Genomic DNA, 12,192 nt, shown 5'->3' with positions numbered 1-12,192 from the left:
CACACTCAATCCAGGCTCAGGCTGAAACTGGCTAGGCGGAAAATCCGTCTGCTTTCGTCAGATAGCAGCCGGAAATCTTCCAACTGCCGTCATCCTGTTGCTCGAAACTGTAGAGAGCCAGCCAGTTTTGGCCATTTGGGCCGGTTACATAGACTTCCTGCGTTGGCCCGAGCTTTGTCATTTTCGACCGGCCGAAGGTCACGCTTTGAGGCTTGTAAACTGGCTGGTAGCCTTGCCGCACCATTTCCATGAAGAACTCTGGTGTTTGAAACCGCTGTTGCAAGGAACTGGTTGCGAACGAGAAGGCAGCCTGGGCATTACCCGTCGCAAACGCACTCATCTGATTTTTGATGATCTTGTGAAAGGCGCTGCTATCGAGGCCTTCTTCGGCGCGGACAGACCCTGTAGCCAGCAACGCGCTGACGCCGGCCACCGCCACCATCTTCCAGAAACGAGCATGAGCCATGTTCGGTGTCTCCTTTCCTGAAACCCGAATAGTATACGGCTCCAAACCCTTTTCAGATTGCTAAAATACGAGCAAACCCTTGCGGCAATTCCCGGCAGTTTGAACTGTTTTACGGCAGACCTTGAGCTGCGAATTTTCGTGTCGCGTACCGAGGCACAACAAAACCCGGAAATAGTCCTTTAGAATCAAAGGCGCCAGAGCTGGATTCCCTCCGGACAAGTAGAGCGATCCAAAAGCGCCGGTATGTCAGCAACCAGGCCGCGTTGATCTTTCAGAACGTCTTTCAGGACCTGCCAACCGGTTCCATCTTGGAAAAAATGCCGATGCGGGACCGCAAGTACGGCAACATCCGCAGCATCGAGGTCTTCTTCCCGGGTGAGGGTGATTCCATATTCGGCCGCAACCTCATCGGGATGTGCAAGTGGATCACAGACCTGAACACGTGCCCCAAACTTTTCCAGCTCCCTGATGAGATCGACGACCTTGGAATTACGGGTATCAGGCACATTCGCCTTGTAGGTGATGCCGAGAACGACAACTTTCGGGGGCATGGGCATGCCAAGCTTCACGCTTTCCTGGATGATCTTGCCTGCAATAAACGCCGGCATTGCTTCGTTGGTGCCGCGACCCGCCAGAATAACCTGAGGTGTCATGCCGATCTCGTGTGCCTTGTGGGTCAGGTAATAGGGATCGACACCGATGCAGTGCCCACCGACCAGTCCCGGCTGGAACGGCAGGAAGTTCCATTTGGTCGAAGCCCCCTTCAACACGTCCCGGGTATCGATGCCCATCTGGTGGAAAAGCATCGCCAATTCGTTCATGAGAGCGATATTGAGATCGCGTTGTGTGTTCTCAATCACCTTCGCCGCTTCCGCTACGCGGATCGACGGAGCAAGGTGAATGCCGGCCGTGACAACGGCTCCATAGAGCGTGTTGAGCGTTTCGGCTGTTTCCGGGCTGGAACCCGAAACGATTTTTGTGATGTCCGCAAACCCTCGCTCGGTATCGCCAGGATTTATGCGCTCTGGCGAATAACCAACGGCAAAATCCTTGTTGAAGAGCAGCCCCGATTCCTTCTCGAGGACGGGAACAGCGATCTCTTCGGTTGCCCCTGGATACACGGTTGATTCAAAGACAACGATGGCCCCTGGTTTCAGATTGCGACCGACGGTTGCCGCTGCGTTTCTGAAAGGCGAAAGGTCAGGTCGTTTGGCGTGATCGACAGGTGTCGGCACGGCCACGATCAAGACATCCCTATCGCTCAGATCCTTTTCGTTGTTGGAAAATACCAGCGTTTCCTGCTGCAAATCCGCGTCATCGACAGACGACGTGCTATCCTGACCGCTGCGCAACTCGTTCAACCGGTTTTCGTTTATATCGAACCCGAGAACGTCAAAACCCTTCGCAGCGAAGGCCACCGCCACGGGCAGACCGACATAACCCAGACCGATAACCGCGATCTTGGTGGAGTGAATGGAGTTGTCGTGCATGAGGCATCCGGGATTGGAGCAAACGGAAAGGGCCGGGTCTTGCGCAAGACCCGGCCCACTCCTAAAGGCTTCTGGCGAACCTTTTCAAGTCCGCAGTGAAAACGATCGCAGATTATTCGGCGGCCAAGGGTTTGCGAATGATCTCTTCCATGAACGGAACCAGTTCCCGAGCAAGTTTCGGATCGTCCATGCCGAATGCGATATTGGCGCTCAGGAAGCCGGCCTTGTTACCGCAGTCGTAGCTCCGACCTTCGAACTTGAGCGACGCGAAGTGCTGTTCCTTCATCAAGGCCAGCATGCTGTCAGTCAACTGGATCTCGCCACCTGCACCTTTGCCCTGGTTGGACAGAAGATCGAAAATTTCCGGCTGAAGAATGTAGCGACCGGTGATCATCAAATTGGAAGGCGCCGTACCGGGGGCAGGCTTTTCGACCATGTTTGAGATCTTGTGCGCATTTGCACCGAGTTCTCCGTCGAGTTCCACAATGCCGTACTGATCTGTCTGGTCTTCGGGAACTTCTTCCACGGCGATGATGTTGCCACCCGTATTTTGATAGAGGTCTACCATCTGCTTGAGGCAGCTGACCTGGGACTTGATGATCACGTCCGGCAACAGAATGGCAAAGGGCTCGTTACCGATAATATCGCGTGCGCACCAGATAGCGTGGCCGAGGCCAAGCGGCGCCTGTTGACGGGTGAAGGAAGTGGCTCCCGGAACCGGGCGGTGCTTTTCAAGCAGTTCCAGAGCAGCAGTCTTGTTTCTCGCCTTGAGGGTATCTTCCAGCTCATAGGCCATATCGAAATGGTCTTCGATAACCTGTTTGTTTCGCCCGGTGACGAAAACGATATGTTCGATACCTGCGGCCCGTGCTTCATCCACCACATACTGGATGATCGGACGGTCAACGATCGTCAGCATTTCCTTCGGTACTGCCTTGGTCGCGGGCAGAAACCGAGTGCCAAGACCTGCCACGGGCAGGATCGCTTTGCGAATGGGCTTGTTCATGTCAGGCCTTCCGATGGTCTACAAATACGAACTCAATCTTCTTTTACCCACTAATAGTCTCATGAGCCGTCGAATACACGTTCTAAACTCAGATCGTCCGCGGGCGCGACGTTGCAGTTAGCCCAAGTGGCAATCAGTCGGACCCTCAGGTCTTTGGCCGGTTGCAAGCTTGTGCACTGCAATACTAACGCAATAACTTCGACAAAGTGATCATTTTATGTCGGGCTGAGACTACACACTTTTAAATCGATTTAAGGCTTGTCCGCTTTCCGCCATAGCGATGTTGCGGGCAGGCAAAAAGAACGCTATGGAACTCCGCAAGTTCCAAGATCGGACTTGTTTCCTGAACGAGTTGCCGCGCTCAAGCGGCAACCGCATGGCATAAGGTGGAAAATGACCGAGGCAAACCGCGTAGTTTCCGTTGGCAATGTAACCTTTAGCAATGATGCGCCTTTCAGCCTCATTGCCGGCCCGTGCCAGCTTGAAAGCCGCGAACACGCACTGGAATGCGCAGCCGCGATCAAGGAAATTACGGATCGTCTCGGTATCGGCGTCATTTACAAGACTTCATACGACAAGGCCAACCGGACATCTCTCGCAGGAAAACGGGGTGTTGGCATGGAAGAAGCCATGCCGATCTTTGCCGAAGTGAAGGAAAAATTCGGCATGCCGGTCTTGACCGATGTGCACAGCCCCGAGCAATGCGCACCGGTTGCGGAAGTTGTCGATGTCCTGCAGATCCCGGCATTCCTCTGCCGCCAGACGGACTTGCTTGTGGCTGCCGCGAAGACCGGCCGCGTGGTCAACATCAAGAAAGGTCAGTTCCTGGCGCCCTGGGACATGAAAAATGTTCTGGGGAAGGTGACCGGTTCGGGCAATGCCAATGTCATGTTGACCGAACGCGGCGCCAGCTTCGGCTACAACACGCTTGTTACCGATATGCGCTCGCTGCCGATCATGGCACAGACCGGTGCGCCGGTAATTTTTGATGCAACACATTCCGTGCAGCAACCGGGCGGGCAGGGCGCTTCCACCGGCGGCGACCGGACAATGGTACCCGTTCTTGCGCGCGCAGCAGTGGCCGTGGGTGTTGCAGGTCTCTTCATCGAAACGCACCCTGATCCGGACAACGCGCCGTCCGATGGACCGAACATGGTGCCGCTCGACCAACTCGAAGCGTTGCTGGCCCAGTTGAAGGCACTGGACAACGTCGTCAAGGCACCGGCAGCCGCTGCAGAATAGTCAATTTCAGCCGCACCTCGTGTGCGGCTTTCCTTTGAGGGGCAAGAGCTCCGGAAAAACGCCGGTACTCCGGCTTCCAAACGGCCGGATTTTCTCCGGCAGACCGTCAATTCAGGTGCATGCGACAAGGGAGTTCTTTCCATGACCGCCATTATCGATGTTATCGGCCGTCAGATCTTTGACAGCCGTGGTAACCCGACCGTTGAAGTCGACGTTTTCCTGGAGGATGGTTCCTTCGGCCGGGCTGCCGTTCCGTCCGGAGCTTCCACCGGTGCACACGAAGCTGTCGAACTGCGCGATGGCGGTGACCGCTTCATGGGCAAGGGTGTCCAGAATGCAGTTGATGCCGTAAACGGAGAAATCTTCGAGACCGTTGGCGGTCTGGACGCTGAAGATCAACTTCAGATCGACCAGGCCATGATCGATCTAGACGGTACTCACAACAAGTCGCGTCTTGGCGCCAACTCCATACTGGGCGTATCGCTCGCGGTTGCCCGCGCCGCTGCCCAGGCGTCCGGTCTGCCGCTCTACCGCTATGTCGGCGGCACGTCTGCACGCACGCTTCCGGTTCCCATGATGAACATCATCAATGGCGGCGCGCATGCCGACAATCCGATCGATTTCCAGGAATTCATGATCATGCCGGTCGGCGCCGAGTCCCTTGGCGATGCCGTGCGCATGGGTTCTGAAATTTTCCACACCTTGAAAAAGGCACTGAACGCAGCCGGTCACAACACCAATGTTGGCGATGAGGGCGGCTTTGCTCCTAATCTGGAATCGACAGACGCAGCTATCGGCTTCGTCATGAAGGCGATCGAAACCGCCGGCTACAAGCCAGGCGAAGATGTCTTCCTGGCACTGGACGCGGCATCGACGGAGTTCTTCAAGGACGGCAAATATGTGCTGGAAGGTGAAGGCAAGACGCTGGCTCCTGAGGAGATGGCAAAATATCTTGCCGATCTCGTTTCCCGCTACCCGATCATCTCGATCGAAGACGGTCTGGCAGAAGACGACTGGGACGGCTGGAAAGCGACGACCGACCTTATCGGCAACAAGTGCCAGCTGGTCGGCGACGACCTGTTCGTCACCAATTCCGAGCGTCTGCGCAAGGGTATCGACCTCGGCGTTGCCAACTCGATCCTGATCAAGGTCAACCAGATCGGTACGCTGTCCGAAACGCTGGATGCCGTCGAGACCGCACACAAGGCAGCCTACACTGCTGTGATGTCCCACCGCTCGGGCGAGACCGAGGACAGCACCATTGCAGACCTCGCGGTTGCCACCAACTGCGGCCAGATCAAAACCGGTTCACTCGCACGGTCCGACCGGCTCGCAAAGTACAACCAGCTCATCCGTATCGAGGAAGAACTGGGCGCACAGGCGGTTTATGCAGGCCGTTCCATTCTGCGCGGCTGATCTTTTCAGGTCGTCAAAATCAGAAAAGCCCCGCATTCGTGCGGGGCTTTTTTGTTTCGGCAACTCAAGCTGCTTTTAATTGGAAACTGCCGCTTGTGGATCGGTCCGTGTTTCGTCGGCGTGCAGAAGCGCTGCGGCAATTGTTTCCGGTTTTTCGGCACCAGCCAGAACAAACCTGCCATCGATAATGAAACATGGCACACCTGTAATCCCGGACTTTTGAGCATTGGCAATCTGGGCCTCGACCTTGTCGAGATCGGTTTCGGTTCCCAACAGATGCTCCACCAGATCGGACTGCATCCCCGCTTCCTCGGCAATTCGCACAAGAACCTCGGGGCGTGTCAGATCTTCTCCGTTCAGGAAATAGGCCTTGAACAAAAGCTCCACGACTTCGTCCTGAAGATCGTCGTCACGTGACCAAAGGATCAGTCTGTGGCAATCAAGGGTATTCGGCGACAAGGTGATATCATCAAAAGCAAAGTTGATGCCTTCCTCCTGTCCCGCTGCACGAATTTGTTTGTAGAACGTGTCCGCCCGCTCCAGACCACCGAACTTGTCGCTCAGATACTGTTTTCTGTCCTTGCCAGACTTCGGCAAGGTGGCGTCAAGCTGAAAGGGGTGCCAACGAACCAACACATCAAGCTGCGGAACCGACTTCAACGCCGCTTCAAGGCGTCTTTTTCCAATGAAGCACCAGGGGCACATTACATCGGATACGACATCGACGGTAAGGGCGGATGATAGGGTCATCGGACATCCAGAACGTTGGAGATATTTTTGTCAGGCTAAAGACTCTGACAAATATGCCAACCCCAAATTCGCGGCAGTGTTAAGGCAATAGACAAAAGACGCATACAGACAAGCGTCTGTTCACAGAACAGTGTGTGTGAGGATCGAGCTGATCCGCTTCTGCAGCCTTGTCGTGCCAGCCTCGTTCTTCAAGACGGCAACCGGCCCGAAGTCCTTCACCAGGCAGACAAGATCCTCGTCCCGGCTCGTGGCGTCCGCGATGGATAGCAAGGTCGTGTTGATGTCTTCAAGTTCTTCAGCTGAAGTGACGGCAATGCCGAAATTTTCAGGCTGAAGCCTCATTTCCCAAAGATCGAGACCGCGCGCCGCAAGGCCATTGCTGCAGGCTTCGAGATAGTTCGTATATTCATCCACACCAAGTCCGCCCTGATGGATCTGCTGGCGCAACCACATGTGGCTTTCCGCAAGCACCCGGTCTGCAAGACGGCGCCTCTTGCCAAAGCGGGTGGCGGAGTTTAGTCGGCGGGCGAGGGTTTCCTTGCGGTTTTCTCCGACCAGCACGTCCGAGGCCCCGTTTCGGAACAGTTGAACGAGATCTTCCTCCCGCTCACAGACGGCCAGAACCGGCAACCCTGCGAAACGGGCATCCCTGCGGATCTGCTGCATATAGTCGACGGCATCTTCAAAGGGCGCATCAATGACCACGGCGTCAAATGCACGCTTGGACATGAACTCGACGGCCATGCTGCCGTCGAATGCACCGACAACCTCGACCTTTTCTTCACTGGCGTCCTGCCATTCCAGAAACCGACCACTCAGGCCAACGACAAGCAGGCTGCTGGTTCCTGAATGATGCGGAGCGCTCCCGAAACCCGGAATCCTGCCAAAAATACGTCTGCGAAGTTGGGCTTCCTCTGACCGAAGCAATGCGCGCTGATGAATACATATCAACATCAGCAGGACTTCATCGGGAACGACCTTGTCGATGATTGCAGTCGGTTGCAGACCGGGGGGCAGAATATCGTCGCTGCCGGTGAGGATGTAGAAAGGGACTTCACTTGCCAGGAGTCTGATTTGCGGAAGCAGCCAGGAAAAGAATTCGTCTCTCCGGTCGTCTTCCAGGATGCTGATATCAACCACGATCGCTGCGGGCAGCGCCATGGGCAGCTTGCTGCGACGGTCGAACATGCTGATAAGCGACACGTCTAAATCTTCTGGCGCATCACCATTGCTGCTCCGCCTTGGCCGACGTCCCGCATACCAATACGGGCCGCGCCAGGAAAGCGAGGTTTCAACATCCATTCCTTATCCCCACCTACGCCACGGCAGCAGGCAATCGCTGTGTCCGCATGGTCAGCCTTTCCCGGCTGATGGTTCCATCCTCGTTCCGCGGCAGAGACTGTAAAATCAACACACGATGGGGGATCTTGGCAAGGTCTACGCCTTCGGCATCCAGATACGCGAAAAAGGCACCCGCATCTGGAACGTTCCCGGCCTCGGGTACAAGCGCTGCGTACATCCTGGCTCCGAGGAGAGGATCTTCCACTATGAAGGCAGCAGCTTCCTTGACGCCCGGGTACCCTGCGTAGACAACATCCACCGTTTCAAGGTTGCCGGTGCCAAGGGCATAGTGGCCCGGGATACCGAAACCTGCGATGCCGCCATCCGTCAGTTCAACCTTGATGTTGGTATTCAGAAAACCGGTTCCTTCCCAGCGGACACGCCGCTGGTCACCATTGATTGTTCGCCATCCGACATCGGGAACCATTGGTCCCTTGACCAGAAGCGTTGGAGCTTGCGTATCCACCTCGTCGGTGACCGCAATCTCAAGAAGGGCTGGCCCGCTTTCACACCCGATCGGCCCGCTATGCTTTCCCAGCGCGGTGGCCTTCATCTTCGCCGAGGGACCTCGCGCCTTGGCAACGAGTGCGAATTCGTCAGCGATGTGAAGATCGATCAGACGGCGCCGCGCAACGAAAGTCGTCGGATGCGGGGCCGCGATATTCCAGGCTGCAAGTAGCGTCGTCTTGGTGTTTTCAAGTTTACGGTCGAGAGTCTGTGCCAATGGCCCGGGTGTCATGACGATATCCGCCTGAACCTCGTTGGCATGAGCGGCAAGATTGGCAAGTGAAGTCGGGTGGTGCAGATGCAACGTGCCGCCGGTCAGCAACCAGGGAACCAGTCCTCCGCCCAGACCGGTCAAGCCACTGAGCGAATAGGGGAGGACCATCACGCTGGCATCGCGCACATGAGCTTCCTGCACGATCATATGTGCGACCGATACCCAATGGTTATGGCAGCGGGTAACCGGAACGTTTTCCTCTCCGCTTCGGCTCCAGCAGATGGTCGCTGTGTGGTCAGCCGGATCAGGGCGCTCACTCGGAGTGAACTTCAGATCGTCACCCATTTCGGCAAGCATCGGCCCCAATTCGATCAAACCATCGGGAACGTCCTTGCCAAGGCCGAAAACAAACCGCAACGAGAACAGGTCTGCAGCAACATCGCGTGCGGCAACACCAACCTCGCGTGTCTCTACCCGGTCGGCCGCGACAAATCCCTTGGCGCCTATGGAGTTCAAGGCTTCCAGAACGTTCTTCTGCCGCCAGTGCAATGGCAAGGGAGAAATGATCAAATCTGCTCGCAGCGCTGCCAGGATCGCGATTACGGTATCGACCGTGTTGGGAGCCTGGACACCGACGACATGATCGGATGACAGCCCGACGGTCGTGTAGAAAGCGGCAAGACGATCAATTTCCCGATCGGCTTCGGCATAACTCAACGCTCGGGGAGCACCACCTGTCCAGGCAGCCCTGTCAGGAGCATCAACCAGCGCAAGCCGGTCGGGGTGTTCTGCGGCTGTCTTGCGGAACATTTCATCAAGCGGCACATCGGACCAGGCTCCGCTTTCATGATACTCCGTGGACAGGCTTTCAGGCGTGGCTTTCATTTTGTTTTTCGTCCATTGGTCCGATTATTGCGCCGTGGCCGACCACCAGGTGTCGTACTCGTGGCCGTAAAGCGACTCGTTTTGCGGCGGAACGATCTGCTTCCAGTGCGCCACCCAATCGTCCGCGACATGATAAAGCGGGACTGCGTAGGCTCCCGAAATCAGAACGCGGTCGAATGCACGAACTGCGGCCACGAAGTCATCGCGGCTTCTTGCTCCGACAATCTCGTCGATTATCGCATCGATCGCCGGTTCATGTGCGCCCACAAAGTTGAAGGATCCTTCCGTTTCCGCTGCTTTTGATGACCAGCGTCCATATTGCTCGGCGCCGGGAGACAGCGAGGAGAACCAGGTGTTGAACACCATATCAAACTCGCGTTTCGTCCTGCGGTCTTCGAACTGCGACGGATCTACACTGCGTACGCTTGCGGATACGCCGAGCAACTCAAGAGTACGGATATAGGCAAGAGCCAGCTTTTCTTCGTCCTCATTCTTGGCAAGAATTTCAAACGAAAGCTGATTGCCGTTCTCGGAGTGCAGGAGTTTTCCGTCCTTGAGCCTGTAACCGGCCTTGCCGAAGGCTTCCAGCGCCGCCCGCAGCACTTTTCTGTCACGTCCTGATCCGTCTGCTTCCGCCGGACGCCAGGTGCCGTCCATCACTTCGGGATCGACGGCGTCAGGGAAGGGTGCCAGCAATTCCTTTTCCCGGTCGCTTGCCGGACGGCCGATCGATGAAAGCTCGGAATTGTCCCAGTACCCTGCCGTGCGCGTGTAAAGTCCGTAATAGAGATTGCGGTTCACCCATTCAAAATCGAACAGCATGCGCAAGGCCTTGCGCACGGCCGGGTCGGAGAACTGGTCTTTGCGGGTGTTGAAAGCGATGCCCTGCATGGCGGCGGGAATCCCGAGCGGAATTGCCCGCTTGAGAACATCGCCATTTTTCACTGCCGGAAAATCTAGCCCCGTTGCCCAACGGGCAGGATCCCGGAACTGCAACGCCTGGACCAGGCCCTTCTTGAAGGATTCCTGCAAGGTCGTCTCGTCGCGGAAATATTCCACCCGGATCTCGTCGAAGTTGTCGAAACCGGCTTTGACAGGCAGATCCTTGGCCCAATAGTCCGGGTTCTTCTCATAAACGACGAGCCTGCCTGGCTCGATCGTCTTGAAGGTGTACGGCCCTGTGCCGATGGGCGGGTTCAACGACGATTTGTCGAAATTCTCCGCATCAGTGGCTGCCTTGGAATAAATTGGAGCCAACGCGATCAACAGCGGCAGTTCGCGGTTGTCACCGTTTTCGAATACCAGCTTCAGCCGGTTGGGTGCGGTCACCTGCTTTTCGGTGATAGCCGCATACCAGTTTCGATAGGGCGGGCGCCCCTTGTCGCCGATCACTTCCAGAGAAAAGATGACGTCATCGACTGTGACTGGTGTCCCGTCGGAAAACCTTGCATCCGGATTTAGCTCGAACTCGATCCACTCCCGGCTGTCCGGCATGCGCACACGTTGAGCCAGTAGACCGTAAAGGGAAAAAGGTTCCGCGTAGGAGCGGACCATCAGACTTTCCAGAATGTTGTTGCCGAATTCGCGTTCGCGCATTCCACGTGCCGAGGTCCAGCCACCCTGAACAATGAAGGAATTCAGGCTGTCGAAGGTTCCCTGTACACCAAGTGTGATTGTGCCGCCCTTGGGCGCATCTGGGTTGGCATAGGGAAATGGTTCGTCAGGTCCAAGTGCAGGTGTCCCGTGCATGGCGATGGCATACGTCCAGGGCACGTTTTCATCGTCCGCGCTGGCGGGCAGGCTGATTGCCAAGGCAAGCAGGCATGCAGACGAGGTTGCCAAACCGATCGCCTTGCCGGCATGAAAAAGAAGACCGGAAACTATCGAACTACGCATCACCACCGCCGGAGATTCTGTTGATTCTCAGCGATTACAGTAGCACAGGGTTCCCACGGACGCGCCCGGGACAAGCAACAAACCGCAAGATATTCAGGTTTCAATTCGCTGACAGGGGTGCGTTGCAAATCGGCCACCCTCTCGCCCAAATTAAGTGTCTTACCATGGTTTCACGGTTTGAATGTCGTTACGGGCCTTGCGGTTGGTTCCGGAATGGCTCAGAACAACGCGAAAGTTTCGTACACGCACGATTGAGGACGTATCGATGACGAGTGTTTTGAAAAGAGGATTGTTCGGATGTGCAGTAGGTGCGTTCGTAGCCCTATCTTCTTTTGCAGGTGCACCCGCAATCGCCCAGGAAGAAAAAAGCCCATGGACGAAAGCGTGTAACACCAATCCGAACACGCAGAAGGAAATCTGCTTTATTTCGATTGAATTGCGCACAAATACCGGGCAATTCCTGAGTAACATTGCTATTCAGGAAACTGAGGGCGAAGCCCGCAAGAAACTGCTGGTCGCTGTACCGACCGGCGTTCTGATCCAGCCGGGTGTGCGTATCCAGATCGATGATGGCAAGCCCGTACAGGGCAAGTACAGCATCTGCGCACCCAATGCCTGCTACGCAGAACTGGCGATTGATGACTCGTTCATCAACACCATGAAGCAGGGCGGTGAGGTGATTGTGGCTCCGTATAACCAGCAAGCCAAGGAAATCGTCTTCAAGATGACCCTGATCGGCTTCACCAAGGTTTACGACGGCGAGCCGATGAACATTGCCGAGCTGCAAAAGCGTCAGGAAGAACTGCAGAGCGAATTGCAGAAGCGCGCTGACGAAGCGCGTCAGAAGCTGATCGACGCTCAGAAGCAAAGCCAGTAACAGGCTGCTTTGCCAGAAATGAAGAAGGCCGGAACTGTGAAAGTTCCGGCCTTTTTTTTGTATTTGAAGATCAAGACTGAAAATCGCCGGGAATTGGGACGA

10 protein-coding genes are annotated in these 12,192 nt (G+C 55.8%); 3 read left to right on the top strand and 7 right to left on the bottom strand.

Going from position 1 to position 12,192, the window contains the following annotated elements; genetic code table 11:
- Positions 1–31: 31 nt before the first annotated feature.
- From ACP90_RS14785 to galU, 3 genes are all read right to left on the bottom strand, one after another.
- Complete coding sequence (locus ACP90_RS14785) at positions 32–466, bottom strand: DUF4864 domain-containing protein (RefSeq protein ID WP_022998654.1); 435 nt, start codon at positions 464–466, stop codon at positions 32–34.
- A 185-nt stretch (positions 467–651) separates the two neighbouring features.
- Complete coding sequence (locus ACP90_RS14780; RefSeq protein WP_062488767.1) at positions 652–1,956, bottom strand: nucleotide sugar dehydrogenase; 1,305 nt, start codon at positions 1,954–1,956, stop codon at positions 652–654.
- A 112-nt stretch (positions 1,957–2,068) separates the two neighbouring features.
- Positions 2,069–2,962 (bottom strand): UTP--glucose-1-phosphate uridylyltransferase GalU, encoded by an 894-nt coding sequence (gene galU / locus ACP90_RS14775; RefSeq protein WP_022998652.1) that lies wholly within the window; start codon positions 2,960–2,962, stop codon positions 2,069–2,071.
- Between the two features lie 393 nt (positions 2,963–3,355).
- Between galU and kdsA the strand changes: the two genes are divergently transcribed.
- Positions 3,356–4,204: a 3-deoxy-8-phosphooctulonate synthase gene (kdsA, locus tag ACP90_RS14770; RefSeq protein ID WP_062488766.1), complete on the top strand. Its 849-nt coding sequence runs from the start codon at positions 3,356–3,358 to the stop codon at positions 4,202–4,204.
- Between the two features lie 141 nt (positions 4,205–4,345).
- The gene (gene eno / locus ACP90_RS14765) at positions 4,346–5,620 is read left to right on the top strand and encodes a phosphopyruvate hydratase (protein WP_031268504.1); all 1,275 of its coding nucleotides are present in this window, start codon (positions 4,346–4,348) and stop codon (positions 5,618–5,620) included.
- A gap of 75 nt (positions 5,621–5,695) precedes the next feature.
- Here eno and ACP90_RS14760 read toward each other — a convergent pair whose 3' ends face one another.
- The 4 genes from ACP90_RS14760 to ACP90_RS14745 all read right to left on the bottom strand — a co-directional run bounded on the left by ACP90_RS14760 (position 5,696) and on the right by ACP90_RS14745 (position 11,213).
- Positions 5,696–6,370, bottom strand: coding sequence for a DsbA family oxidoreductase (locus ACP90_RS14760; protein ID WP_031268503.1), 675 nt, complete (start codon positions 6,368–6,370; stop codon positions 5,696–5,698).
- Positions 6,371–6,490: 120 nt separating this feature from the next.
- On the bottom strand, positions 6,491–7,573 hold the full coding sequence (locus tag ACP90_RS14755; RefSeq protein ID WP_208993325.1) for a hypothetical protein: 1,083 nt from the start codon (positions 7,571–7,573) through the stop codon (positions 6,491–6,493).
- A 112-nt stretch (positions 7,574–7,685) separates the two neighbouring features.
- Positions 7,686–9,317 carry a class I adenylate-forming enzyme family protein gene (locus ACP90_RS14750; protein WP_062488764.1) on the bottom strand — a complete coding sequence of 544 codons (1,632 nt, stop codon included), beginning with the start codon at positions 9,315–9,317 and terminating at the stop codon, positions 7,686–7,688.
- A 24-nt stretch (positions 9,318–9,341) separates the two neighbouring features.
- Entirely contained in the window at positions 9,342–11,213 is a 1,872-nt protein-coding gene (locus tag ACP90_RS14745; protein WP_062488763.1) for an extracellular solute-binding protein, read from the bottom strand.
- A 265-nt stretch (positions 11,214–11,478) separates the two neighbouring features.
- Here ACP90_RS14745 and ACP90_RS14740 point away from each other — a divergent pair, with 265 nt between their 5' ends.
- Positions 11,479–12,090 carry an invasion associated locus B family protein gene (locus ACP90_RS14740; RefSeq protein ID WP_022998645.1) on the top strand — a complete coding sequence of 204 codons (612 nt, stop codon included), beginning with the start codon at positions 11,479–11,481 and terminating at the stop codon, positions 12,088–12,090.
- The last annotated feature ends 102 nt before the right edge of the window (positions 12,091–12,192 follow it).

It is taken from the genome of Labrenzia sp. CP4 (genome assembly GCF_001579905.1).
Taxonomy (GTDB): domain Bacteria; phylum Pseudomonadota; class Alphaproteobacteria; order Rhizobiales; family Stappiaceae; genus Roseibium; species Roseibium algicola.
This window is presented reverse-complemented; position numbering and strand designations above follow the sequence as displayed.